General features: G+C 62.6%; 20 protein-coding genes, 1 tRNA gene and 3 pseudogenes. 16 read left to right on the top strand and 8 right to left on the bottom strand.

Annotated elements, in window-relative coordinates; translation table 11 throughout:
- Positions 1–285: 285 nt before the first annotated feature.
- A pseudogene (locus tag ACVWW3_RS34795) lies at positions 286–3,343 on the bottom strand (ATP-binding protein).
- 300 nt (positions 3,344–3,643) lie between these two features.
- Between ACVWW3_RS34795 and ACVWW3_RS34790 the strand changes: the two are divergent.
- On the top strand, positions 3,644–4,138 hold the full coding sequence (locus ACVWW3_RS34790; RefSeq protein ID WP_456652128.1) for a hypothetical protein: 495 nt from the start codon (positions 3,644–3,646) through the stop codon (positions 4,136–4,138).
- A 214-nt stretch (positions 4,139–4,352) separates the two neighbouring features.
- Here the strand turns inward: ACVWW3_RS34790 and ACVWW3_RS34785 are convergent, their stop codons facing one another.
- Complete coding sequence (locus ACVWW3_RS34785) at positions 4,353–5,105, bottom strand: SDR family NAD(P)-dependent oxidoreductase (protein ID WP_456651679.1); 753 nt, start codon at positions 5,103–5,105, stop codon at positions 4,353–4,355.
- Positions 5,106–5,199: 94 nt separating this feature from the next.
- Between ACVWW3_RS34785 and ACVWW3_RS34780 the strand changes: the two genes are divergently transcribed.
- The gene (locus ACVWW3_RS34780) at positions 5,200–5,511 is read left to right on the top strand and encodes an ArsR/SmtB family transcription factor (RefSeq protein ID WP_456651680.1); all 312 of its coding nucleotides are present in this window, start codon (positions 5,200–5,202) and stop codon (positions 5,509–5,511) included.
- 94 nt (positions 5,512–5,605) lie between these two features.
- Here ACVWW3_RS34780 and ACVWW3_RS34775 read toward each other — a convergent pair whose 3' ends face one another.
- The 3 genes from ACVWW3_RS34775 to ACVWW3_RS34765 form a co-directional block, all read right to left on the bottom strand.
- Positions 5,606–6,628: a hypothetical protein gene (locus ACVWW3_RS34775; protein WP_456651681.1), complete on the bottom strand. Its 1,023-nt coding sequence runs from the start codon at positions 6,626–6,628 to the stop codon at positions 5,606–5,608.
- 368 nt (positions 6,629–6,996) lie between these two features.
- On the bottom strand, positions 6,997–7,641 hold the full coding sequence (locus ACVWW3_RS34770) for a hypothetical protein (protein WP_456651682.1): 645 nt from the start codon (positions 7,639–7,641) through the stop codon (positions 6,997–6,999).
- Positions 7,642–7,948: 307 nt separating this feature from the next.
- A tRNA-Met gene (locus ACVWW3_RS34765) sits at positions 7,949–8,025 on the bottom strand.
- Between the two features lie 311 nt (positions 8,026–8,336).
- Here ACVWW3_RS34765 and ACVWW3_RS34760 point away from each other — a divergent pair.
- On the top strand, positions 8,337–9,809 hold the full coding sequence (locus ACVWW3_RS34760) for a coniferyl aldehyde dehydrogenase (protein WP_456651683.1): 1,473 nt from the start codon (positions 8,337–8,339) through the stop codon (positions 9,807–9,809).
- 235 nt (positions 9,810–10,044) lie between these two features.
- Positions 10,045–11,638, top strand: a pseudogene (locus ACVWW3_RS34755) (GMC family oxidoreductase).
- A gap of 1 nt (position 11,639) precedes the next feature.
- On the opposite strand, the gene ACVWW3_RS34750 reads toward ACVWW3_RS34755, so the two are convergent.
- A complete protein-coding gene (locus tag ACVWW3_RS34750; protein ID WP_456651685.1) occupies positions 11,640–12,401 on the bottom strand; it encodes an SDR family oxidoreductase in 762 nt (253 codons plus the stop codon).
- 129 nt (positions 12,402–12,530) lie between these two features.
- Between ACVWW3_RS34750 and ACVWW3_RS34745 the strand changes: the two genes are divergently transcribed.
- From ACVWW3_RS34745 to ACVWW3_RS34735, 3 genes are all read left to right on the top strand, one after another.
- Positions 12,531–13,043, top strand: coding sequence for a CvpA family protein (locus ACVWW3_RS34745; protein WP_456651686.1), 513 nt, complete (start codon positions 12,531–12,533; stop codon positions 13,041–13,043).
- 127 nt (positions 13,044–13,170) lie between these two features.
- Complete coding sequence (locus tag ACVWW3_RS34740) at positions 13,171–13,953, top strand: SDR family oxidoreductase (RefSeq protein WP_456651687.1); 783 nt, start codon at positions 13,171–13,173, stop codon at positions 13,951–13,953.
- Positions 13,950–14,939, top strand: a complete 990-nt coding sequence (locus ACVWW3_RS34735; protein ID WP_456651688.1) for an NADPH:quinone reductase — start codon at positions 13,950–13,952, stop codon at positions 14,937–14,939. Before ACVWW3_RS34740 ends, ACVWW3_RS34735 begins: the two co-directional genes overlap by 4 nt.
- A 13-nt stretch (positions 14,940–14,952) precedes the next feature.
- Here ACVWW3_RS34735 and ACVWW3_RS34730 read toward each other — a convergent pair whose 3' ends face one another.
- Entirely contained in the window at positions 14,953–15,432 is a 480-nt protein-coding gene (locus tag ACVWW3_RS34730) for a DUF3775 domain-containing protein (protein WP_247448474.1), read from the bottom strand.
- Positions 15,433–15,570: 138 nt separating this feature from the next.
- On the opposite strand from ACVWW3_RS34730, the gene ACVWW3_RS34725 reads away from it, so the two are divergent.
- The 8 genes and pseudogenes from ACVWW3_RS34725 to ACVWW3_RS34690 all read left to right on the top strand — a co-directional run bounded on the left by ACVWW3_RS34725 (position 15,571) and on the right by ACVWW3_RS34690 (position 22,955).
- The gene (locus ACVWW3_RS34725; protein ID WP_456652129.1) at positions 15,571–16,419 is read left to right on the top strand and encodes an MBL fold metallo-hydrolase; all 849 of its coding nucleotides are present in this window, start codon (positions 15,571–15,573) and stop codon (positions 16,417–16,419) included.
- A 219-nt stretch (positions 16,420–16,638) separates the two neighbouring features.
- Positions 16,639–17,483, top strand: a pseudogene (locus ACVWW3_RS34720) (fumarylacetoacetate hydrolase family protein).
- A gap of 183 nt (positions 17,484–17,666) precedes the next feature.
- On the top strand, positions 17,667–18,278 hold the full coding sequence (locus tag ACVWW3_RS34715; RefSeq protein WP_456651690.1) for a glutathione S-transferase family protein: 612 nt from the start codon (positions 17,667–17,669) through the stop codon (positions 18,276–18,278).
- 15 nt (positions 18,279–18,293) lie between these two features.
- Entirely contained in the window at positions 18,294–19,163 is an 870-nt protein-coding gene (locus ACVWW3_RS34710; protein WP_247448470.1) for an MBL fold metallo-hydrolase, read from the top strand.
- Between the two features lie 25 nt (positions 19,164–19,188).
- Positions 19,189–19,806, top strand: coding sequence for an alpha/beta fold hydrolase (locus tag ACVWW3_RS34705; protein WP_456672301.1), 618 nt, complete (start codon positions 19,189–19,191; stop codon positions 19,804–19,806).
- Complete coding sequence (locus ACVWW3_RS34700; protein WP_456672300.1) at positions 19,697–20,338, top strand: alpha/beta fold hydrolase; 642 nt, start codon at positions 19,697–19,699, stop codon at positions 20,336–20,338. Before ACVWW3_RS34705 ends, ACVWW3_RS34700 begins: the two co-directional genes overlap by 110 nt.
- A 67-nt stretch (positions 20,339–20,405) precedes the next feature.
- Positions 20,406–21,377 (top strand): iron exporter MbfA, encoded by a 972-nt coding sequence (gene mbfA, locus ACVWW3_RS34695; protein WP_456651692.1) that lies wholly within the window; start codon positions 20,406–20,408, stop codon positions 21,375–21,377.
- Positions 21,378–21,482: 105 nt separating this feature from the next.
- Positions 21,483–22,955, top strand: coding sequence for an amidase (locus tag ACVWW3_RS34690; protein ID WP_456651693.1), 1,473 nt, complete (start codon positions 21,483–21,485; stop codon positions 22,953–22,955).
- 141 nt (positions 22,956–23,096) lie between these two features.
- On the opposite strand, the gene ACVWW3_RS34685 is transcribed toward ACVWW3_RS34690, so the two are convergent.
- A complete protein-coding gene (locus ACVWW3_RS34685; protein ID WP_456672299.1) occupies positions 23,097–23,579 on the bottom strand; it encodes a CinA family protein in 483 nt (160 codons plus the stop codon).
- A gap of 168 nt (positions 23,580–23,747) precedes the next feature.
- Between ACVWW3_RS34685 and ACVWW3_RS34680 the strand changes: the two genes are divergently transcribed.
- Positions 23,748–24,806: an amidohydrolase family protein gene (locus ACVWW3_RS34680; RefSeq protein WP_456651694.1), complete on the top strand. Its 1,059-nt coding sequence runs from the start codon at positions 23,748–23,750 to the stop codon at positions 24,804–24,806.
- Positions 24,807–24,827: the final 21 nt, after the last annotated feature.

Raw genomic sequence — 24,827 nt, 5'->3', positions numbered from 1 at the left:
GCCGTCGCGGCGCCGAAAAATCGGATGCTAAAAAACTTGAATCGAAATGTCGCCTGCCCCTGCGGCTAGGGCGGACGGTAGCCGACCTTGCTGTGCGCGCAAGAGGCTTTCATCAAAGCGGATCGCACAAGCGTGCCGTCTCTGCGCTGCACAATGGGAGACCCTTCAAAAAAAGGGCGAAAACAACCCCATGCACAGTAGCTAAACCCTTGCGTCGCCTGCCGGATTTATTTGACGCGTCGGGCAGATTTCGGCTGCGGCGGCCGATCCAACCGGGAGCAGAGTTCAGGTCAGCTCGTCGTCCCGCGCCACCATCTCGTTCAGCATCGCCTCGGCCTTGTGCTGGAGCGGCAGCGCGCCGCTCTCAGTGGCGATCGCGATGGTCGCGCGCAGGGCCGCAAGGATGGCCGCCCTGGCCTCTGCATTCGACGGCGGGGTCACCACGGCCTCGCCGAACAGGGCCTCGGCTTCCAGGCCGGAAAACCCCTGCTGCCGCGCCGTGTTGCGCGCCTCGCGCAGCATGTTCTGCGCGGCCTGGATGTCGCCGAGGCGGTGGGTGGCGAGCGCAAGGTAGATCGAGCTGCGCAGCACCGCCGAGGTATAGCCGACCGCCTTCGCCTCCTCGCGCGCTTCGGTCAGCATGCCGCGCGCCCGGTCGAACAGCCCCTGCTCCAGATAGGCCATGCCGAGGTGACAGCCGAGCACCGGCACGAACAGCCGGATGCCGTGCTTTTGCGCAAGCACAAAACCGTCTTCGAGAATGGCCGCGGCCGCCGCCGGCTCGTTACGGCCGAGCTTCAGCCAGCCGCCGCTATAGGCGGCGGCGACCCGGTCGTAGGGACGGCCCGTCTCCTCCGCGATCGCCGCGGCCTCGCGCTGGAGCTGCTCGGCGGCATCGAGCTCGCCCATGACGGTGTGGGTGAAGCTCTTCATCATGCAGCAGAGAAGGAGTGTGTATTTGGGGGGAGTTCCGAAGGGCGCACTCGCTTCCGGCCCCATGAGATGGGCACGGGCTCGCGCGATAGTCCGCTCCGCCTCGCGATAGCGCCCGGCAAGAAAATAGGCCTGCCCGAGATTGTATTGCGCAAGGTTGCGCCAACCCGGGTTGCCGGACTCTTCGGCAAGACCAACGACCTCCTCGCCAAGAGTAACGGCCTCCGTAGGCGTCCCATAGAAGTTCTGCCCACCCGCCATGACCGTCTTGGCGGCAACCCTTCTGCCGACATCATCGATCTCGCTGGCCCGTTGGTCGGCTTCCTTTCCCAGATCGACCCACTCGGCAACCCGACCGGACCAGATGAACGCCATGCGCGCCTCCATCCGGAGATCAATGGCATTCGTCTCCCTCGAACTCGTTATTGGCGTCTTATCGAGTGAACTCATCGCGGTCCGGAAGTAGTCGACCGCGTCTGCATATGCCGAGCGCAAAAGACACTTCTGTGCGGCGCTTCTCCCGTAGTTGAACGCCTTGGGCCAGTCCTTGGCACGCATCGCGTGGTAACAGAGGGCGTCAGGATCATCTCTCAATATTTCGTCGCTCTCGAATGCGCGCAAGAACGCGCGCATGTACGCTCTCGCGGACCTTTTCGACCATCGACTCGTAGGTCACCTGGCGAACCATCTCGTGTCGAAACTCAAGCGAGTCCGCGATGTCGCTATCGATCTTGACCAGCAGCTCGGCCCGATCGAGCGCTGCAAGGCAGTCCCGCAGGGCGTCTTCGGGCAAGTCCGAGACTCTCCGCACGACGGCTTCGCTCGAGCGCGGCCCTAATGCGGCGGCGACCTGCAAAACCAGGCGCTCCTGCCTCGACACCCGATCGAGTCGCGCCGCAATCACACCTTGGATACTTGTGGGGATACCCAGCTCTTCTATAGGACGCACCAAGGCCAGATCACCCCACTGGCCGCGAAGTGTGCCGTTATCCTTCAGACCACGGCAGACCTCCTCGATGAACAGCGGAACGTTGGCCGTGTGAGAGATGATCCGGTTCTTCAAGCCTGCATTCGTCACGGACGTGCCGAGCATGTCGGCCAACATGGCCATTCCGGATTCATCATCCAATGGCCGCATCGCGATCACTTCTGCATGACAACGCGCGATCCATTCCGGCATTCCGTTCGGCCTGCTCGTGAGGAAAACGAACAGATTCGGCACCTGCAGCGACGCTATGGCGGCAATAACCGTGTCGCTGGCTCGATCAACCCAGTGCAGATCCTCGATGAGAAGAACGGTGCCGTTATGGCGGGCTACGCCTTCCAGGATTGCGCAGCTTGCCTCCGAAATCGCCCGTCCCCGCGCGTAGGGCTCCAATTCGCTCCAACGCGGATCGGAAATGGGCAAATCCAGCACCGCGTCGATTGCAAACTGATGGACCGGCGACAATTCCCTTCGAGGGTCTGTCAGGCGATCTGAGTCCTTGGAGACTGCCTCCAGGAGGGAAAGCACCAGTCGCTTCAGGGTGCTAAATGGCGCGCCCTGAAGATTTGGGCTGCACTCGACGTCGAGCAACCGCCAGCCGTCAGCCCTGAGGCCCTGCGCAAATTCGTGCGCAAGCCGCGACTTTCCAATGCCCGCATCACCCATCAGCAGAACAGTCTGCCCGCTAGTGACGACCTTCTCCGCAGCGCGCCATAGCAGCGCCCGCTCCGTCGTCCGATCGACAAACCGGGAGACGCTACGAGCGCGTCGCACCCGCCAGCTCGAAAGATCGCTCGCTCCAATGATCCGATAGACCGGCAGAGCTTCGTTGAAACCGCGCAGGGTCTTGCGGCCAAGAAAATCAAAGCGGACATGCCCGTCCGCAAGCTTCTGGCAGGCTTCGGACACGTAGATCTGGTTCGCCTCGGCTGCCGTCTCCAGCCGCGCGGCCAGATGCTGGGCAGCGCCGCCGATCTCGTAGACCTTGGAAAATTCGCTGGCGACCATGTAGGCAACGACATGGCCGGAGTGCAGACCGACCCGGACCTGGAGCCCGGGATCCCCCAAACTGCCGACGCGCCGGACCAGCTCGATCGCCGCATGGCAGGCAAGGGGCGCATGGTTGTCGTCGGCGATCGGAGCGCCAAAGACTGCAGCCAGCCCGTCTCCCAGCTCCTTGCTGACGATGCCGCCAAACTGGCGTACCGCGGCCCTCATGGCCGCCAGTGCCGGCTCGAGGCGCGAGACAGCCTCCTCAGGCTCCAATTCGGCAACAAGACCTGTCGAGTCTATGACATCGGCACGAAGAATCGTCACAAACCGACGTTCGCTGTCGGGATCGACCCGCTGACGCACTGCGGCCCCGCATCTGGAGCACCAGCTATCGTCCGGACCGATCGCAGACTGACACGTGAAGCAATTCATTCCTGCGCCTCAAAGGTCGCGGCCATTCTGTCGACCAGAATCCGCGAGCAACTCTCGATAAGAATACCTGTCGAAAACCGCTTAGCAATCGCGCTCGCTCCTCACCGTTAGCGGGGCACGGTGCGGTTGGCGATCTGGACGAAACACAGTCCTGAATGGTAGCGTAAGCAAATCCCAACAAAGACGGGGCACATATTTCGACGGCGCGAGGATTGGCCAAGCTGACCGGCGTCGCTGGAGTTGTACGTATTTTCGCAAAGCCAAGAACATAAAGCCAAGAACATATTGAAGGAAAAGGCGATGGGCTCAAGAACTTATACCGGGGCTTCATTCAAAGATTTGATGAACGAGAATTATTTCCCGCTGGAAAACATGCAGCGGAGCGTGGACATCCTCAAGGCGTCCCCGGACATCCACCTGCCGACGCTCGAATACGGCCAATACCACCTGATCTTGACGCCGCCAGACAGATGGCCAGATGGAAGCGCGGCGTATTGGCACAAGGAAAAAGGCCGAGCCCGCGTCGACCTCAGCACCCAGCCTAACACGATCCCCTTGTCCAACGACGAGCCGGGCGTCATCCCCTTGACGCGATGCGATCTGCTCGATGCCTGTGTCCGAAAATGCTTCAACTCCGAGCCGCCGATCCCGATGAAGACGAAGATCGTCACGCACAAGGCGAGCGACGCCTATGCGCACCGGCATGAGATCCGGCTGGAGTGGGAGTATCGCGATGGCGAGGACAAGGCGCCGACGCTGCTTTATCTGACGATGGTTTGTCCGCACAGACCCTGATCTTCGGACACATTCGACGCGACAGAATGGCTGTCATCACCTCGCGTGTGCCCCACAGGCACGCGGGAAGTGATGAACCCAGGACCTCCCCGTTCGCCGTCGAGCCTGGTCGGAGCGGACGGGAAGGCAATGACGCAGTTCTGAGCTGCCCTGAGGTCCGCGCAAAAAAATGGCCCGCGCGAGACGGGCCATTTCCTCATGTAAACCGAAAAATTCAGCGAAGGCCGCCGGTGACGTGAAGTGTCTCGCCCGTGATGTAAGAGGCTTCGTCCGAAGCGAAGAAGGCCACCGCGGCGGCGATCTCCTCGACCTTGCCGATGCGGCCAAGCGGGGTTGTGGATTCAATCCAGTTGCGCATGTCGCCCTCGTGCAGGCCGGCCGACACGACGCCTTCGGTGGCGATCATGCCCGGATTGACGGCATTGACGCGGATCTTGCGCGGCGCCAGCTCCTTCGACAGCACTGAGGAAATCGCGTCCACCGATGCTTTCGTCGCGGTGTAGACGGCGGTGTTCGCCGGCGCGATGGTCGATACGCCGGAGCTGATGTTGATGATGCTTCCGCCATTGGGGTTGAAGTGCTTCGACGCTTCACCCGAGATCAAAAGCAGACCGAGCACATTGAGGTCGAAATGCTTGTGGAAGTGCTCGGGGGTGATGCCCTCGAGCGGTGCGAATTCGTAGATGCCCGCGTTGTTGACGAGGATATCGATCGCACCGAACGCCTTCACGGTTTCCGCGACCACACTTTTCACGTCCTTGGCGTCGGCCAAATTGCCGTGGACGGCCACCGCTTTGCCGCCCTTGGCGACGATGGCGGCGACGACGCGGTCGGCGGCCTGCTTGCTGGAGCTGTAATTGACGGCGACCGCCGCACCCTCGGCCGCGAGCCGGGCGGAGATTTCGGCACCGATGCCTTTGGATGCGCCGGTCACGAGCGCAACTTTTCCTTCGAGTCTCTTGGTCATCGTATATCTCCATGATCCGGCACGACGCCGATGTTCAATAGTTCAATACTAGTGAACTATTGAATGAGTTCAAGGGAGGTGCTATATTTTAGGTATGGTGCAGTTCGTTCACCCACCGCGGGGCGAGATCACACTGGCCGGGGTGCTAGGCGCGCTCGCGGATCCTATGCGGCTGCGAATCGTCAAAAGCCTGGCCGCGCAGAGCGACTGCATGTCGTGCACCGAGGCGGCGCCTTGCCCCGACATGGCGAAGTCGACCCTGTCGAACCATTTCCGCATCCTGCGCGAGGCCGGCCTGATCCGGACGTCAAAGCAAGGCGTCCAGCACCGCAACGTTTTGCGCGAGGAGGACATCAATGCGCGGTTCCCGAAACTGCTGAAGATGATTTTGAGCTATCCGGAGTGAGGGCATTCGCTCACGAGCAGATTTGCGGGGCGCGCTAGGGTAGCCGATTAAAGTGACAATCCGCACTGTCACCGCAACTGCGAGCCAGCCAGCGTTAATTGCTCAATAGCCCATCGTGAATGTACTTCGGATCAAAGTCCGTGAGTGCATCGAGTGGATTGACCGGAGCGCCCCAGATCGCCCGCCGCTCCTCGGGAGCGAACGCCCAAAACTTCTCAAGCCCGGCCCGGTTCGCAAAATGCTGCCATAGAACCTCATTGAGAACGATCCGCTGCAACGCTATTCGCGCGATGTGCTCGACAATCGCTTCTTTGCGCAAAAGCTCAAGACGCTTGGGGCGATCAAATGGTTCAAGAAGGCGGTCTTCGTGTAAATGTTCAACGGAGCTGCGATCCGCGTAAATTTCTTCCAATACGTTACCATGTCCGGAGCCAATGAACAGTTCGGTTCTGTTTTTAAAATCACTTGCACCCTTGCCCGGCCTTGTCAGCAATAAGCCGTCAACACAGCGCGCATACTGATGCAAGCGGTGGAGCAGATCCTGTTCGGGACGTGTCGCAATATAAAGATGCAAAACTCGGAACAGGCGCCAGTGACTGTCGCCCTTGGCAATCCCGCCAATCCTGCTGAGCTGCGTCCCGGCAGCCGCAGCCTGGCGCAGATCGGACTGCGAGACTTCCGGATAGGGACGAAAAATGCGAGGTACTGGCAATTCCAAATCTTGCGCTTGGCGCACACCGATCCCGTCGTCTTCGCGTGATCCGGTCACGATGACGGGCTTGTGGGCGGTCGCAAATGGACAAGTCAAAAGAAGACCAATATAGAAATTCCAGACGCGTCGCTGAAGGGTTTGGCTTTCGCCGTCCAAAACATCTGGCTGTTTTGACTTCAGTTTACTGAGGATGAAGAGGTTACAGTCGTCCACCTCTTCGGCGCGAATACTGCCTAACCATTCACGCCAGTGCGTAGGCATCTTAAACTTCGCTCCGATTAAAACCGACAGTTCGGGAGAGAGCGGTCCTTCGGAAAACCCGGCTTCATCATCCTTTAGGCTTAGGCCAAGCAAGGCGAATTTCTCGCCGTTCTCTAACCACGTGCCAGACTTCTGATCAGTCATCTCTAATCTCGTTTCCGGTGCAAAGATCGTTGAAGATCGCGAAGCCACCAGCACCGCAAAAAGACCAACAATGTGGCCGGGATAGCCACAACACCTTCGGCATTGATCTTAAGGCTCAGCAGACTGACTTGAAGCTTGGGTTGACGCATCGCACAGCTCTCCATTGAATACTCTGAGAACTGCCGCAGGATTCCTTTTGTCGTCAGTCTCGGAAAGGGCGCCAACTGCTATTGGAAAACCGAGATTGAAGATCGTTTGAAGCACCTCTGAAAGTCACCCTGCTCTCAGCGCAGACCGCGGCCGCCTGACCGATCCCAATTGAGAGGTGATTCGCCTGATAGCCCAACCTCTCATGACTTATTTAGTCGTCATTCTTCAGCGGCTTCTTTTTCCGAGGCCGCTAAGCTTCGCCCCAGTTTTTCGTACCAGTGCCTCAACTGCACCAGGACCATCCCAACGTCGAATGATAATCCGGCTACGTCTGACGTCGCTCTATCGACGTAGGCGGCATCTACGTGCTCCAGATCGAACGACGCTCCGGTTCTCTTTCGCGTCCGCTTGCTGCGCACCGGGGAGTGCCCGATTTTCATGAAATCAAAAATATAGAGAGAGTGGACGATCTTGTTGCGCCGGGTCGCTTCGGCCCTTAGCCGCTGCATAACTTCGTCAAAGGACGTCACCCACGCTTCTTGAGCCGGGCTGCCATCCGCGATTTCCGAAGAATGAACAATCGATTGCACCAGATCAATCTTCTGGCTGTTCGACAGAAGAGCGATGACGCCATGACCAACGTGCCGTCGCTCCAGGCCGATTGCGAGTTGGATGATTTGATCGAGCTTTGATTCCACGTCTTGAAAGACGACCACATACATGCCGATGAACTGAAATAGGCGCTCGATCCCGGCTTTCTCCTTCTGCTCCCCTTCGCCCAGAACGGGTAGCTCGGCGGGGATGTTCTTGCGTTCAGGATTTCGCTCAATCGCGGCGACCAGGCTTTTCCATGTGATGACCATTCGAGCCCCCTAGCTGCTGATCGAAGCGCGATGGCTCCGCATCTTTTCCAACTCTGCTTCCAAGCACTTAACCGACAGGTCGATAACGCCGAACCATTCATACAGCGAGGTAATGAGGATTACTGTTGTGCCAGTGCACGTAATTGACTGCGAGTAGGCATCGAAATTGCTGCGGCGGCTCGCAGGCGCAGCAGACTCAAGGAGTGATCCTCACCTAGTAAAGTTGGCGCGACCGCCCCCCGGCCAAAACAAAAATGGCCCGCTCAATGCGGGCCATTTTCGTACCGGGACCGGTAAAGTCCGAACTTGGTTGCGGGGATAGGATTTGAACCTATGACCTTCAGGTTATGAGCCTGACGAGCTACCGGGCTGCTCCACCCCGCGTTAAACCGTTGCTTGCCCTCGTGAAATGCCGAGGGACGGTGGATGGAGGGCCGACGCTGCTCGCGTGGCTTGCTTCGTCCGTCCCAAAGGCTTCCTTGGAAGGCGACCCCGGGCAAAGCCCGTTGGGTGCGGGCGGTATGTACCAACCCGGGCTGCCTTTGGAAAGGGCTCCGGGGACGATTTTTTCGACTTTATAACAGCGAGCTGGGCCGATTTCCGGCCCATTTGGCGTGCCCTTGCCAGAAGTTCCACAAAGGGCCAGCTTGCGGCAACAAAACCAGGCGGAACGTCGTTAAAATGGGGAGAACGCCATGGACTACCACGGCTTGGATCGCGCCTTGGACCGTCCCCTGGAACGCCCCCCGACGAGCGTCCCAGTTCGAGCGCTGGAGGACGCCTTCCATGCCATGGTCGCGCGGTCGCGGGCCGAGCCGGCGCCTGACCTTGCCGAGCGGCTCGACCGGCTGGCGCGGCTGCGCGCCGTGGTCGCCGACAACGAGGAGCGCTTCCGGCAGGCGATCTCGGCCGATTTCGGCCACCGCTCCGCGGTCGAGACCACCATCGCCGAAACGATGATGGTGTTCTCCGAGATCCGGCATGCCACCAAGCATCTGAAGAGCTGGATGGCGCCGCAGCGCATCGCCACCGCGCTGCAATTTTTGCCCGCGCGCAACCGGCTGATGCCGCAGCCGCTCGGCGTCGTCGGCATCATCGCGCCCTGGAATTATCCGCTCCAGCTGACGCTCGCGCCTGCGATCGGCGCGCTCGCCGCCGGCAACCGTGTCATCATCAAGCCGAGCGAGCTGGTGCCGCGCTTCGCAGGCCTGCTGAAGGAGACGATCGCGCAAAAATTCGATGCCGCGGAAGTGCTCGTCACCGGCGTCGAGGACGACATCGCAAAGGCCTTCGCATCGCTGCCGTTCGATCATCTGGTGTTCACCGGCTCGACCCGGGTCGGACGGCTGGTCGCGGAGGCCGCGGGACGCAATCTGACGCCCGTCACGCTCGAGCTCGGCGGCAAGTCGCCGGCGATCATCGACGCCTCCGCCGATCTCGAAGAGGCGGCCGAGCGCATCGCCTACGGCAAGCTGCTCAATGCCGGGCAGACCTGCATCGCGCCGGATTACGTGCTGGTGCCCGAGCGCTCGTTGCAGGCCTTCGCCGAAAAAGTGCGGGCGCAGATGCGGCGCATGTTCGGCACCGATCCCGCCAACAAGGACTACACCTCCGTGATCTCCGACCGGCATTATGCGCGGCTGGAAAATCTCGTCGCCGATGCGGCAAGCCGCGGCGCAAAGATTTTGCAGCCGGCGAAGGCTAACGATCCGAACTGGAAGGCACACCGCAAATTCCCGCCAACGCTGATCGTGGGCGCGACCGAGGCGATGACGGTGATGCAGGAGGAGATTTTCGGCCCTGTGCTGCCGGTGCTTGGTTATCGCGAACCAGCCGACGCCATCGCCTTCGTCAACCGGCGTGACCGGCCGCTGGCGCTGTACTGGTTCGGCAAGGACCGCATTGCACGCGACGAGATGCTGGCGCGCACCGTCTCCGGCGGCGTCACGATCAACGACTGCCTGTTTCACTTCGCGCAAATCAACCAGCCGATGGGCGGCGTCGGCGCATCCGGCACCGGCGTCTATCACGGCGAATGGGGCTTTCGCACGTTCAGCAAGCTGAAGCCGGTATTCTATCGCTCGAAATTCAACCGCCTCGCCGACCTCTATCCGCCCTACGGCGGCAAGATCGCGCGGCTGGAGAAGATGATGCGGTTCATGTCTTAAGCACAACACCCGTCATTGCGAGCGCAGCGAACCTAGACCCTCACCCTGAGGAGCGCGCATTTCGCGCGCGTCTCGAAGGGCGAGGCCACCAGCCGGGCCTTCATCCTTCGAGACGCGCGAAGTCGCGCTCCTAGCGACAACGGCTTCGCCGTTGCGCAAGGGATGAGGAATGGACAGTCTGGATTGCTTCGCTTCGCTCGCAATGACGAGAAGAAAAATCCGGGGGGAAACATCAGTGACTGACACATTCGATTTCGTCGTCGTGGGCGCGGGCTCGGGCGGCTGCACGGTGGCGGGGCGGCTGTCGGAGGATGCGGGCACATCCGTGGCGCTGCTCGACGCCGGCGGCCCGAACGACAATTGGCGGATCACCACGCCGTTCGGGCTCGCTTTGCCATACAAGGCAGCGAACTGGGCCTTCGATACCGTGCCGCAGAAGGGGTTGAACGGCCGTATCGGCTATCAACCGCGCGGCAAGGGGCTCGGCGGTTCCTCGGCGATGAACGCCATGGTCTACATCCGCGGCAACAAATGGGACTACGACCACTGGGCCTCGCTCGGCAATGCCGGCTGGTCGTACGCGGACGTGCTGCCCTATTTCAAGCGCTCGGAGAACAACACCGATTTCGACGGCGCGTGTCATGGCAAGGGCGGCCCGCTGCATGTCAACAGGCTGCGCTCGGACAATCCGATCCATGACGTCTTCCATCAGGCCGCCCGCGAGGCGCAGTTCCGCATCCGCGAGGACTTCAATGAAGACGACCAAGAAGGGCTCGGCAGCTACCAGGTGACGCAGCATAATGGCGAGCGCTGGAGCGCAGCACGCGCCTATGTGCATCCCTACATGGGCAAGCGCACGAATCTGCGTGTCGAGACGCAGGCGCATGCCACGCGCATCCTGTTCGAGGGCGGGCGCGCGGTCGGCATCGAATATATGCAGGGCAAGCAGACAAAGCAGCTGCGCGCCCGTCGCGAGGTGATCCTCGCCGCCGGCGCCTTCCAGTCACCGCAGTTGCTGATGCTGTCGGGCATAGGCGATGGCGAGGCGCTTCGAGCGCACGGTATCGGCGTCGTGCATCATTTGCCGGGCGTAGGACGCAATCTGCAGGATCATCCGGACTTCGTGTTCGTCTACGCCTCCGACTATCCGCACTTCGTCCACTCATCGATCAGTCGGCTGCCATCCCTGCTCCGCGCCATCCAGCGATACCGCCGGGAGCGACGCGGCCTGATGACCACCAATTTCGCCGAATGCGGTGGCTTCCTGAAGACCCGAGCCGACCTCGATGTGCCCGACATCCAGCTGCACTTCATCATCGCGATGCTCGACGACCATGGCCGCAAGAAGCACAAGGAGGCGGGCTTCTCATGCCATGTCTGCCTGTTGCGACCGAAGAGCCGTGGCAGCGTCTGGCTGAAAAGCGCCGATCCGCTGGCAGCGCCGATGATCGATCCGAATTTTTTGGGTGAGGCGGAGGATCTCGAGACGATGGTCGCGGGCTTCAAGACCACGCGACGGCTGATGGAGACGCCCGCGATGCGCGCGTTGCAGAAGAAGGACATGTTCACGTCTGATGTGAGAACGGACGACGACATCCGCGCCATCCTGCGCGAGCGCGTCGACACCGTCTATCACCCCGTCGGCACCTGCAGGATGGGGACGGATGCGATGGCCGTGGTCAATCCGGCATTGAAGGTGCATGGCGTCGAGGGTCTGCGCGTCGTCGACGCCTCGATCATGGCCGACGCTGATCGGCGGCAACACCAATGCGCCGACAATCATGATCGGGGAGAAGGCGGCGGACATGATCAGGGCGGAGATGCGGTAGCTCAATTGAGCAGGAAACCACCGTCGACGGTGATAACGCTGCCCGTCATGTACCGCGAGGCCTTCGAGGCCAGCAGCAAAATCGCGCCGTCGAGATCGGACTCGGCACCGATGCGGCGCTGGGGGATGCGCTTGGTCAGGCGCTCGCCTGGCGGCGTCGACCAGAAGGCGTGGTTCATCTCGGTGTCGATGTAGCCGGGCGCCAGCGCGTTGATGCGGATGTTTTGCCCCGCAAGCTCCAGCGCCATCGCCTTGGTCGCCTGGATGATGCCCGCCTTGGAAATCGCGTAAGGCGACACCGCCTTCAGCACGCCGGTGCCGAGCACGGAGGCGATGTTGACGATGTTGCCTTCCTGCTTGCGCGCGATCATCCGCCGCGCGATTTCGGTGGCGAGGAAATAGGCGCCCTTGAGATTGGCGCCGATCACCGCGTCCCAATCGGCCTCGGTCTGCTCGGTCGCGAGCTTTTCGATGGCGATGCCGGCATTGTTGATCAGGACCGTGACCGGGCCGAGCGCGGCTTCCGTGGCATCGACGGCCCTGGCGATCGATGCGGTGTCGGTGACGTCGAGCGCGACGGCAGCGGCGCGGCCGCCCTTGCCGCGAATCTCTTCTTCCAGGCTCTTCAGCTTATCGGTCTGCCGCGCCGCAAGCGCGACGGCCGCGCCATGCGCTGCCAGCATCCGGGCAAATTGCCGCCCCAGGCCCTGGCTCGCGCCTGTCACGAGGATGGTTTCTCGACTGACGTCGAATAGGTCTGACATGACGAGTTCCTTGACGTTTTCTTGGGGCGTGATCCCTGAGCTTTGCAGCCATCAATACAGACGATTTTAACGATCTGAAACCGGAATGATCGGTTCTGCGTTCATTCGTTCCATGGCAGGCTCTCGCGCATGAACAGTTTCGATCTCGCAGTCTATGCAGCGCTCGCAATCGCGATCGGCTTCGGTTTCAGGACCGGCCTGCTCGGCAGCGCCATGACGATCCTCGCCTATCTCCTCGCCGCCCCCATCGCCGTCGCGCTGATGCCGCTGATCGTCCCGCAGGTCGCGGGCAATCCGAATTCGCCGCTGCTTCAGAACTGGATCTGGTTCTTCGGCATCTTCGTGGTGGTCGGCATGCTGTTTGGATATCTCGGCCGGCTGGCGCTGAGCGACACGATACGCGAGGCGGGCATCGGCGACCGGCTCGGGGGCGCCGCGCTCGGCGCCATCAGGGTCGGCCTCGTCGCCACCACCTTGGTGCTGGTGTTCGACCAGATCGTGCCGGCCAACCGCCAGCCGCCCTTTCTCGCCGGCTCGCATCTACGGCCGCTGTTCTCGGCCGCGGGACAGATGGGCTTCAAGTCGCTGCCGCCGGAGGCGAGCTCCGCGATCGACCGTCTCAAGCAGGAGCGGCGCATCTGATCAGGCGCATTTGCATCGCCGCGCAGGACCGCATGCATTTTGATGCGAGCCCGTCCCTTATCAGCGGCGCCAAGGTTGGCTAGAATAGCGGCTCTAAAAACCTGCATGACATTACGGGAGTGAAACAGTGGATCTTGGGATCAAAGGTCGCCGCGCCATCGTCTGCGCATCCAGCAAAGGCCTCGGACGCGCCTGCGCCATCTCGCTGGCGGAAGCCGGCGTTCACGTCACACTGACCGCGCGCGGCGCCGAAGCTTTGAAAAAGACGGCCGACGACATCCGCAAGGCCTGTCCTGATGTGACTGTCACCGAGATCGTCGGCGACATCACGACGCCGGCCGGCCGCGAGGCCGTGCTCAAGGCCTGCCCCGAGCCCGACATCCTGATCAACAATGCCGGCGGACCGCCGCCCGGCGATTTCCGCAACTGGACCCGCGACGACTGGATCAAGGCGATCGACGCCAACATGCTGACCCCGATCGAACTGATCAAGTCGACGGTCGACGGCATGATGGCGCGGAAGTTCGGCCGCATCGTCAACATCACCTCGGCCGCGGTGAAGGCGCCGATCGACATTCTCGGTCTCTCCAACGGCGCGCGCGCCGGCCTCACCGGCTTCATCGCCGGCCTGTCGCGCAAGACCGTGATCAACAACGTCACCATCAACGGCCTGTTGCCGGGCCCGTTCGAGACCGACCGCCTGCGCAGCACCGCGAAGGGGGAATCCGAGAAGCGCGGCATCACGCCGGACCAGGTTCTGGCCGAACGCGCCAAGCTCAATCCCGCGGGCCGCTTCGGCGATCCCGACGAGTTCGGCTACGCCTGCGCCTTCCTGTGCGGCAGCAGGGCCGGCTTCATCACCGGCCAGAACCTTTTGCTCGACGGCGGTGCCTTCCCGGGAACGCTGTGAGGGCAGTCTGGTACGAAGAGACAGGACCGGCGGCGGACGTCCTCACCTATGGTGAGATGACGACGCCGGTCGCAGGCCCAGGCGAAGTTCGTATTCGCCTGGAAGCCTCCGGCGTCAACCCGGCCGATGTCGGCCGGCGCGGCGGCAGCTATCGCGCGAAGGAATTTTCGCGTGTCATTCCGAACAGCGATGGCGCGGGGTTTATCGACCAGATCGGCGATGGCGCGACGCGGTTCAAGTTCGGCGACAGGGTCTGGCTGTTCAACGGCCAGCGCAACGGCCGCGCCTTTGGCACCGCGGCCGAACATATCGCGCTTGGCGAGCATCTGGTGACGCCGCTGCCGGACAATCTCTCTTTTGCGGAAGGCGCGACGCTGGGCATTCCCGCAATGACAGCGTGGTGCTCCCTGTTTGCGGACGGACCGATCGTCGGCAAGTCCGTGCTGGTCACCGGCGGCGCGGGTGCAGTAGGGCATTACGCAGTGCAACTCGCGAAATGGGGCGGCGCGCAGGTGATCGCGACCGTCAGCTCGGCGATGAAGGGCGTGCAGGCGCGACAAGCCGGTGCCGATCTCGTGGTCAATTACAGGGACGAAGATGTCGTTGCCAAGGCGATGGCCTTCACCGGCGAACGCGGGGTTGACCACGTGGTCGATGTCGATTTCGGCGGCAACATCGCGACGACCCTGAAGTTGATGGCAATCAATTCGACAATCGCGGTCTACGCCACGAACGGCAACCGCACGCCGACTGTGCCCATGCGCGAGCTGATGGAGAAGTGCATCACGCTCCGCTCGCTCGTCTTGTTCGCGCTGCCGCCGGCGCTGCTTGCGGCGGCGCAGGCCGACGTCTCGAAATGGCTGGCCGCGGGGCCGCGAATTCATAACGTCGCGGCGCAGTTTGCCCTGTCGGAGACGGCGCAGGCCCATGTCGCCGTCGAGAAAGGCGACAAGCTCGGCACCGTGGTCGTCGACTGCGCGCGCTAGTAATCGGCCAGGATCACCGCTGTTGCTTGGTGGGTTCGTCTTCGTCCCGCTGGCTCGAACTGGAGGAATCGGCGACTGGGGTTCCGTCGGTCCAGTCGATGCCGAATTCGTCGAGCCCGTCGGCAAGCAGATCGCCCAGCATCGGCTCACCGAGCAGATAATGCGCCGTTTCGCGCCGGGGGCTGTGATACTCGGCGCGCGCCTGCACGGCGCGTGCGCGCAAATCGTTCCAGTCGTCGATCGTGCCGTCGCCGCGGCCGAGCCAGGTCAGCGTGACGAGATCGATCTGCTCGTCCTCGTTCAGGGCGACGATGAAACTTCCGAGTTCGTTGACGACCGGATCGGAGCCGTCATCCTCGAGGATGTCGACCGCATCGTCATCCGTCGCGTTCGAGCCGGAATCCGGATCGGAATTTCCTTCCTTGACGTCGAATTCGCGCGCCTTTTCGATGATGAAGGCGATCTTCTCGGCGGAGATTGCAAGCTCTGGCATGTCTGGCTCTGGCATGGCTGGCCCTTTGGCTTTCCCTGGGTTCCCGCGATAACGCCGCATCACGTCAGATGATCCATTGCGCCTGACGGCGAAACTGCGCATGTTCCGTGCCAAAGCAAGAACGTCGGAATGCGCCGGATGCAGTGGAAGGTCGGCAGGGTCAAAATCACCAAGGTCGTGGAATTGGAGACGGTCGGCTCGACCCGCTTCATTCTGCCCTTGGCGAGCAACGCGGAAATCCAGAATCTGCCCTGGCTGATCCCGCATTTCGCCACCGAAGAAGGCCGGCTGAAAATGTCGATCCACTCGCTGGTGGTGGAGACGCCGACGCGCCGCATCGTGGTCGACACCGGCCTTGGCAACGACAAGCAGGGCCGCAATGTCCCGACCTGGAACAACCGCACCGCGCCATTCCTTGAGACGATGATTGCGGCGGGCTTTCCGCCCGAGAGCATCGACACCGTGCTGTGCACACATCTTCATGTCGATCACGTCGGGTGGAATACGAAACTGGTCGAGGGCAAATGGATGCCGACCTTCCCCAAGGCGCGCTATGTGTTCGGCAAGACCGAATACGAGCATTGGCGCGACCACTCCACCGAGCCGGACAAGCAGGCCGTATTTGGCGATTCCGTGCAGCCGATCGTCGATGCCGGCCGGGCCGAGTTGATCCCGGGCGACCACCGGCTAAGCGACGAGATCAGCATGATCCCGACCCCGGGCCACAGCCCCGGGCATATGAGCATTCTGATCCAGTCGGACGGTGAGCAAGGACTGTTGACGGGTGACGTCGCCCATCATCCCTGCCAGATGGCGCATCTCGGCTGGTCCTCGACCGCGGATTCCGATCAGGGCCAATCGGCGGTGACGCGCCGCGAATTGTTCGGCCGCTTTGCCGATACCCCGACGCTGGTGATCGGCGGGCATTTTTCGGCCGGGCACATCACGCGGGATGGAGACGCGTTCAGGTTCGAGGCGCTGGGGTGAGGAAGTTGCTCCTCATGGTGAGGAGCGCGTCTTCGCGCGTCTCGAACCATGAAGGCCCCGCTTTCGCCCGCGGCCATCGTTCGAGACGCCCGCCTTTTGGCGGGCCCTCAGGATGAGGGGGAGCAATGCGGCAACGGGCGATAGTCGGCGGTTGAATTTCCCGCCGCCCTGTTCCATGAAGCTGTTCAACTGATCGGTCCATTCCAGGGAGAAACGAGAATGAAACTTGTTCGTTATGGCGAAAAGGGTGCGGAAAAGCCCGGCCTGATCGACAAATCCGGCCAATTGCGCGACCTGTCGGCGCATGTGAAGGACCTGACCGGCGAGGCCTATTCGCCTGACAGCCTGAAGAAGTTGGCGGCGCTCGATCCCGCCTCGCTGCCCGCCGTCTCCGGCAAGCCGCGGTTCGGCGCGCCTGTTACCGGCATCTCGAAATTCGTGGCGATCGGCCTCAACTACAGCGATCATGCCAAAGAGACCGGCGCCGAGATCCCGAGCGAGCCGATCATTTTCATGAAGGCGAACACCTCGCTGTCCGGCCCGAACGACGCGGTCGAGAAGCCGCGCGGCTCGACCAAGCTTGACTGGGAGGTCGAGATCGCCGCGATCATCGGAACTCGCGCAAAATACGTCTCTCGGAAGCCGATGCGCTCAACCACGTCGCCGGCTACTGCGTCTGCAACGACGTCTCCGAGCGCGCCTTCCAGATCGAGCGCCTGGGCCAGTGGACCAAGGGCAAGTCGCACGACACGTTCGGCCCGGTCGGCCCGTGGCTCGCCACCAAGGACGAGATCAAGGACGTGCAGAACCTGTCGATGTGGCTCGACGTCAATGGCCAGCGCCGCCAGTCCGGCTCGACCAAGACCATGATCTTCACCATGGCCAAGTGCATCTCCTATGTCTCGCAGTTCATGACGCTGCTGCCCGGCGACATCATCACCACGGGCACCCCGCCCGGCGTCGGCTTGGGCATGAAGCCGCCGACCTTCCTCAACGTCGGCGACGTCATCACGCTCGGCATCGAGGGTCTCGGCGAGCAGCGCCAGGAGATCGTCGCGGCGTAAAGGCTCCGTCCTCATCCTGAGGAGCGCGCACAGCGCGCGTCTCGAAGGATGGACACGAACACAGTCGCCCGACGTTCGCGCCGGGTGACGAGAGAGCGCCTCCCTCGCCCATCCTTCGAGACGCGCGCCAAACGGCGCGCTCCTCAGGATGAGGTTTGTATGTCTGGATAGAGGTTATTTCCCATGAAGCTCACCTTCTCTCCCGCCTCGCCCTTCGCCCGCAAGGTGCGCATTGCCGCGATCGAGCTCGGGCTGATCGACAAGATCGAGTTCACGCCGGCAGCCGTGGCGCCGGGCACGGCCAACGAGGACTACTCGCGCATCACGCCGCTGAAGAAGCTGCCGGTGCTGATCACCAACGACGGCGATGTCATTTTGGACTCCTACGTCATCGTCGAATATCTCAACGAGATGGTCGGCGGCAGCCTGATCCCCGACTACGGTCCGCGGCGCTGGCAGGCCAAGTCCAATCATTCCCTGCTCAACGGCATGCTCGATTCCATGCTGCTGTGCCGCTACGAGAAGATGGTGCGGCCGCAGGGCCTGCAATGGCAGGCTTGGTCGGACGACCATTGGAATCGGGCCTGGACCGGCATGGCGCGCTTCGAGAATATGCCTGATGTCCTGAACGGCCCGTTCGACATCTCGCAGATCGGCCTCGTCTGCGTGCTCGGCTATGCCGACTTCCGCTTCGCCGATTGCGGCTGGCGCAAGGCCTATCCGAAGCTCGACGCTTTTCATCAGAAGATGCTGGAACGGCCCTCCGTGAAGATCTCGGTGCCGCCAGCGGCTTAAATCTCGGGAATCCTCATGAGCCTCAAATACTCGGTCGGCGATCTCACCATCCATCGCGTCGTCGAGCAGGAGACGACGTTCCTGCCGGCGCTAGACCTCATGCCCGGTCTCACGCCGGAGGTGCTGTCCGAGAATCGCGCATGGATGCGTCAGGCAAATGCGTTGGACGAACAGGATACGCTGATCCTCTGCTTTCAGTCCTATGTCATCAAGACGCCGCATCACACCATTCTGGTCGACAGCTGCATCGGCAACGACAAGCCTCGGCCGCAGCGTCCGAAATGGAACATGAAGACCGACGACACCTATCTGAGCGGGCTCAACGCCGCCGGATTCTCCATTGACGACATCGACTTCGTGATGTGCACACATCTGCATGTCGATCACGTCGGCTGGAATACGCGGATGGAAAACGGCCGCTGGGTGCCGACCTTCCCGAAGGCGCGCTACGTGTTCGCCAGGCAGGAGTTCGACTACTGGACTGAACAAAATGCGAAGGGGCCGGTGCCGCCCTTCGTGGATAGTGTATTGCCGGTGGTGGAGGCCAAGCGGCACGAGATCGTCGGCAATGATCACCAGATCGGCGACCACGTGCGCATCCTGCCGACGCCGGGCCACACGCCCGGCCATGTCGCGTTCACTTTCGGCCGCGGCAAGGACGACGCAGTCTTCAGCGGCGATCTCATGCATTCGCCGATCCAGACGCTCTATCCGGAGATGTCGGTGAAGTTCGACGTCGATCAGGCGCAGGCGGCAACGACGCGCCGCAGCTTCCTGGAACGCTATTGCGACACCGACACGCTGTGCTGCACCGCGCATTTCCCGTCGCCGTCGGTGGGCAAGATCCGGCGCAAGGGCAACGGGTTCGTCTGCGCGGCGGTGTAGCGATTCCACCGAGTGGAGAGACACGATGACAGCGCTCCCCGATATTCCCCTGCCCGCCGGCATCCGCTCACGCTATGTCGACGACATCAACGGCCTGCGCATGCATGTGCTGGAGGCAGGCTTCGAGACCAAGGGGCGGCCTTGCATCCTGCTGCTGCACGGCTTTCCCGAGCTTGCCTTCTCCTGGCGCAAGGTGATGCCGGCGCTTGGCTCGGCCGGCTATCACGTGATCGCCCCGGACCAGCGCGGCTATGGCCGGACGACGGGGTGGAGCGCGGAGTACGATAGCGATCTCGCGCCCTTTTCGCTCTTCAACCTGGTGCGTGACGCGCTGGGGCTGGTGTCGGCGTTCGGCTACAGGCAGGTCGACGTGATCGGACATGATTTCGGGCAGCCCGGTCGCGGCGTGGTGCGCGCTGATGCGGCCCGACGTGTTTCGTTCGGTGGCGATGATGAGTGCGCCGTTCGGCGGAGCGCCGCCGCTGCCGTTAGACACGATCGACACGCCGGCAAAGCCACCGGTCGAAGATCCCGTGCATCGCGAGCTCGCCGCGCTGCCGCGTCCGCGCAAGCATTATCAATGGTACTATGCGACGCGCCCGGCGAATGCCGACATGCACCGCGCGCCGCAGGGCGTGCATGATGTTCTGCGCGCCTATTATCATCACAAGAGCGCGGACTGGACCGGCAACAAGCCGTATCCGCTGAAATCCTGGTCGGCGAACGAGCTGGCGAAGCTGCCGACCTATTATGTGATGGACCTGAACGAGACCATGGCCGAGACGGTGGCGAAGGAGATGCCCTCGCCGGCTACGATCGCTGCCAATCAATGGCTGCCCGACCGCGAGCTCGCCTACTACAGCGCCGAATATGGCCGCACCGGATTCCAGGGCGGCCTGCAATGGTATCGCTGTGGCACATCTGGCGCATTCAACAGCCAGCTGCAATTGTTGGCCGGCCGCAGCATCGACGTCCCCTCCTGCTTCATCTCGGGCAAGCAGGATTGGGGCACCTATCAGCGTCCCGGCGTGTTTGAAGCGATGCAGGCGCGGACCTGCACGAAGCTGCTCGGCTGCCACCTCGTCGATGGCGCCGGCCATTGGGTGCAACAGGAGCAGCCTGTCGAGGTGAGCCGTCTGCTGCTCGATTTCCTGGCGAAGAGCCGCGCGGCGTGATTTGACCCGGGAACCCTGACGCCTTATATAGTTTAGAACTATTCTAAACTATATAGACAGGGCCACCGTGAAGACCTTTGCCGATCTGACCGAACGCGAGGTGCTCGCGGTCGCGATTTCCTCCGAGGAGGAAGACAGCCGCATCTACATGACCTTCGCCGAGGATCTCAGGGAGCGCTATCCGGACACGGCCAAGATATTCGAGGAGATGGCCGAGGAGGAACGCGGCCACCGGCGTCGTCTGCTCAAACTCTACGAAGAGCGCTTCGGTCAGCATCTGCCGCCGATCCGCCGCGAGGACGTCAAAGGCTTTTTGCGCCGGCGCCCGATCTGGCTGACCAAGAACCTGACGCTCGACACGATCCGCAAAGAGGTCGAGACGATGGAGTTCGAAGCCGAGCGCTTCTACGCGCGCGCCGCCGAGCAGGCCGAGGATGTCGGCGTGCGCCGCCTGCTCGGCGACCTCGCCGAGGAGGAGAAGCATCACGAGAATCGCGCCGCCGCGCTCACCGACGAGATACTCAAGCCGGACGTGCGCGCCGAGGAGGATCGCACGCGGCGGCGGACGTTCGTGCTGCAATATGTGCAGCCCGGCCTCGCCGGCCTGATGGACGGATCGGTCTCGACGCTGGCGCCGCTGTTCGCGGCGGCCTTCGCCACGCATCAGAACTGGCAAACGTTTCTGGTGGGCCTCGCGGCTTCGATCGGCGCCGGCATCAGCATGGGATTCGCCGAGGCGCTGTCCGACGACGGATCGCTCTCGGGGCGCGGCTCGCCATGGCTGCGCGGCATCACCTGCGGCGCGATGACGACGCTCGGCGGCCTCGGCCACACCCTGCCTTATCTCGTCCCGGACAGCTGGCCGAACGCATTCTGGATCGCGACGGGAATCGCCGGTGTCGTCGTGTTCTTCGAATTGTGGGCGATCGCCTTCATCCGCTCGCGCTACATGGACACGCCGTTCCTCCAGGCCGTGTTCCAGATCGTGCTCGGCGGCGCCATCGTGCTGGCGGTGGGGATATTGATCGGAGCGGCGTAGGCGCCTCGCGCTCTGTAGCGGCATATCAATCACCATCAAACAGCCGTTGCAGCATTCGGCCAAACTGCGCATCATCCCTCCGGCAATAAGAGCAGGAGAAGCGCCGTGGCCAAGTCGGAATGGAGTTTCAAGAGTGCGGTCGAGCTGTCGGCCGCATTGACCGCGAAGAAGGTCTCGTCGGTCGAGCTCACGCAGGATGCGATCGACCGCATCGAACGCCACGACGGCAAGGTCAATGCGATCTGCGTCCGGGATTTTGATCGCGCGCTTGGCGCCGCGCGCGAGGCGGACGCCGCATTGGCGCGCGGCGAGCGGAAGCCGCTGCTTGGCCTCCCCGTCACGGTGAAGGAATCCTACAACGTCGCCGGCCTGCCCACGACCTGGGGCTGGACGCCGCAAAAGGATTTCAAGCCGGCGGAGGACGCGCTGTCGATCACCCGGGTGAAGAACGCGGGCGGCGTCATCCTCGGCAAGACCAACGTCCCCGTTGGGCTCGCGGATTGGCAGAGCTACAACGACATCTACGGCACGACGAACAACCCGTTCGATCTCGGCCGCACGCCCGGTGGCTCGTCGGGCGGCTCGTCTGCCGCGCTCGCGGCAGGCTACGGACCGCTCTCGCTGGGGTCCGACATCGGCGGCTCGCTGCGCGTGCCCGCCTTCCATTGCGGGGTCTATGCGCACAAGCCGACCTACAATCTCTGTCCGACGCGTGGCCACACGCCGCCGCCGTTTCCAGCGATTCCGATGGAGCGCGATATGGCGGTGATCGGTCCGATGGCGCGGAGCGCAGCCGATCTGCCCCTGCTCCTGGACGTGATGGCGGGCCCCGATCCGCTGGACCTGGGCATCGGATACAGGCTCGCGCTGCCGGAGGCGCGACACCATGCGCTGAAGGATTTCCGTGTGCTGGTGATCGACAGCCACCCGTTGCTGCCTGCGAATGCCGACATCCGCAGCGCGATCGAGAAGCTGGCGGAACAATTGGCGGGCGCAGGTGCGAGCATCACCCGCGAAAGCCCGCTGTTTCCCGACTTCACGGAGTCCTCTCGCCTCTACATGCGCATGCTGATGGGCTTTCTGGGCGCCTTCCTTCCGCCGGACATTCTCGCCGGCGCGCGTGCCGGGGCAGCGCAGCTCTCACCAGAAGACAAGGGCCTGTCTGCCGAGCGGCTGCGCGGCATGACCAGCACACATCAGGCCTGGGTGTTCGACGAGGGCGCTCGCGCCGGCCTGCGCGCGCAATGGCGGCATTTGTTCAGGACATTCGATGCGGTGATCTGCCCGATCATGCCTACCCCCGCCTACCCGCATGATCATTCGCCGCAGCAGGAGGCGCGCCGGATCAACATCGACGGCAAGGACTTTGCCTATCCGGACCAGCTCGCCTGGCCCGGCATCGCCACACTGACGGGCCTGCCGGCAACGGCTATTCCGCTCGGTCTGTCGAAGGACGGCCTGCCGGTCGGCGTTCAAATCATCGGGCCATTCCTCGAGGACCGCACGCCGCTGAAGCTCGCCGCGCTGATCGAACGCGAGTTCGGCGGGTTCGTGCCGCCGAAGATGTTTGATGATTAGTGCTCGTCATTGCGAGCGAAGCGAAGCAATCCAGAAATCCATCCGCGGAGGGACACTGGATTGCTTCGTCGCAAGAGCTCCTCGCAATGACGGTGCAGAACAGCTGCCAGATTCCGGCTCGATGCTTCGCGCGCCCGGAGGTCACCGGTCCAAGTTCTTCAACAGCAAATTCAACGCTGTCGCCGCGAACGTCTGCATGTTGGCGAAGCGGTCGTTGCTGCCCGTCTCCAGCGTCATCACCTCTGCGGCCGGACCGGCAACCGCCATGCAGCTGTGGCCTGCCGCATCGCCGTAGCGGTTGCCGGTGGGACCGGCGGCGCCGGTCTCGGACAGGCTCCAGTCGCAGTTGAAGCGGCCGCGCATCTGCTCGGCCAGCAGTTGCGCGTAGGGCTCCGACGAGGAGCGAAAGCCCTTCATTCCTTCGTCCGAAATATCCATCAGCACGCGCCTGGCGTCGCGGGTGTAGACCACCGCACCGCCGAGGAAGTAGGCGGACGCGCCGGGCACCGCGAGCAGGCTGGCCGCGATCAGGCCGCCGGTGGAGGATTCGGCCACGGCAATGGTCTGTTTGCGCGCGATCAGTTTCGCCGCGACCTGTTCCGCAATACCGACGAGCTCTTTCATGTCCTGCACCTCTGATCCTCGCAACCGAGCTGTGCCTTCCTAGCATATGACAGCGCCATTGGCCGAGTTGCGGACGACGGGCAGGCCTGCTTGAATGGCAGGCACAAGACGGCGCGGCTAAGCGCTGCGCAAGCGTAACGTCAAGAGGAAACGTAAAAGGGAGACGTCATGGCGTCCCTGATCGCCGGCGGGGTGGATTGCGATGTGCATCCGGCCGTGCCGCATCTGACCAGCCTGCTGCCGTACCTGAATGACTATTGGCGCGATCAGGTGACGACGCGCGGCATGGTCGATCTCATCTCGCAGTCCTATCCGCAGAACTCGCCGATCACGGCGCGGCCCGACTGGCGCCCTGAAAGCGGCAAGCCGGGCGAGAGCCTGGCGGACATGCAGCGCCATGTGCTCGATCCCTTCCAGCTCTCGCACGCCATCTGCAATCCGCTTTATGGCGTGCAGATGGTGTTTTCGGAGGATCTGCAGGCCGCCTTCTGCCGCGCGCTGAACGAGTGGCTCGCGAAAGAATGGCTCGATCGCGATCCGCGGCTGCGCGGCTCGATCGTGATCCCCACGCAAAGCATCGAGAAGGCCGTCGCCGAGATCGAGCGCTGCGCGCAGGACCGCCGCTTCGTGCAGGTGCTGATGCTGGTGATGGGCGACACGCCCCTCGGCAAGCGCGCGCTGTGGCCGATCTACGAGGCGGCGGAACGGCTGGAGCTGCCGATCGGCGTGCATGCCGGTTCCGCCTATCACAATCCGCCGACGGCTGTGGGGTGGGGTTCCTATCACATCGAGGACTATGTCGGTCAGGCCCAGGCGTTCCAGACCCAGCTCACCAGCCTGATCGTCGAGGGCGTGTTCGCCAAATATCCGCGCTTGAAGATGGTGATGCTGGAATCCGGCGTCTCCTGGATCTCCCCCTTTCTCTGGCGCCTTCACAAGTTCTGGCGCGGCGTGCGGATGGAGACGCCGTGGGTCGACCGCGCGCCGCTGGACATTGTGCGCAGCAATATCCGCTTCTCGTTACAGCCGTTCGATGCGCCGCCGGATGAGGCGACATTAATTCGCCTGTTTGATCATATGCAGTCGGATGAATTGGTTCTATTCTCCACGGACTACCCGCACTGGCAGTTCGACGGCCAGGACGCGCTGCCCGAAGGTCTAACCCCCGATCTCGTGCGCAAGATCATGATCAACAATCCGCATGCAACCTATCCCCGCCTGACCTAGCCCGCTGCCAAAGGAGGCAAG

The organism is Bradyrhizobium sp. LM2.9, from assembly GCF_054056555.1.
The sequence above is the reverse complement of the archived record's forward strand: the minus strand, read 5'-3'. Positions and strand labels throughout refer to the sequence as shown.

Bases quoted from the DNA above. Each gene is read 5' to 3' on its own strand.
- ACVWW3_RS34770 (WP_456651682.1), bottom strand. From the start codon at position 7,641: ATGGTCATCACATGGAAAAGCCTGGTCGCCGCGATTGAGCGAAATCCT.
- ACVWW3_RS34680 (WP_456651694.1), top strand. From the start codon at position 23,748: ATGGCGTCCCTGATCGCCGGCGGGGTGGATTGCGATGTGCATCCGGCC.
- ACVWW3_RS34785 (WP_456651679.1), bottom strand. From the start codon at position 5,105: ATGACCAAGAGACTCGAAGGAAAAGTTGCGCTCGTGACCGGCGCATCC.
- ACVWW3_RS34750 (WP_456651685.1), bottom strand. From the start codon at position 12,401: ATGTCAGACCTATTCGACGTCAGTCGAGAAACCATCCTCGTGACAGGC.
- ACVWW3_RS34725 (WP_456652129.1), top strand. From the start codon at position 15,571: ATGCAGTGGAAGGTCGGCAGGGTCAAAATCACCAAGGTCGTGGAATTG.
- ACVWW3_RS34710 (WP_247448470.1), top strand. From the start codon at position 18,294: ATGAGCCTCAAATACTCGGTCGGCGATCTCACCATCCATCGCGTCGTC.
- ACVWW3_RS34730 (WP_247448474.1), bottom strand. From the start codon at position 15,432: ATGCCAGAGCTTGCAATCTCCGCCGAGAAGATCGCCTTCATCATCGAA.
- ACVWW3_RS34775 (WP_456651681.1), bottom strand. From the start codon at position 6,628: ATGACTGATCAGAAGTCTGGCACGTGGTTAGAGAACGGCGAGAAATTC.
- ACVWW3_RS34760 (WP_456651683.1), top strand. From the start codon at position 8,337: ATGGACTACCACGGCTTGGATCGCGCCTTGGACCGTCCCCTGGAACGC.
- ACVWW3_RS34705 (WP_456672301.1), top strand. From the start codon at position 19,189: ATGACAGCGCTCCCCGATATTCCCCTGCCCGCCGGCATCCGCTCACGC.
- ACVWW3_RS34745 (WP_456651686.1), top strand. From the start codon at position 12,531: ATGAACAGTTTCGATCTCGCAGTCTATGCAGCGCTCGCAATCGCGATC.
- ACVWW3_RS34715 (WP_456651690.1), top strand. From the start codon at position 17,667: ATGAAGCTCACCTTCTCTCCCGCCTCGCCCTTCGCCCGCAAGGTGCGC.
- ACVWW3_RS34685 (WP_456672299.1), bottom strand. From the start codon at position 23,579: ATGAAAGAGCTCGTCGGTATTGCGGAACAGGTCGCGGCGAAACTGATC.
- ACVWW3_RS34780 (WP_456651680.1), top strand. From the start codon at position 5,200: ATGGTGCAGTTCGTTCACCCACCGCGGGGCGAGATCACACTGGCCGGG.
- ACVWW3_RS34790 (WP_456652128.1), top strand. From the start codon at position 3,644: ATGGGCTCAAGAACTTATACCGGGGCTTCATTCAAAGATTTGATGAAC.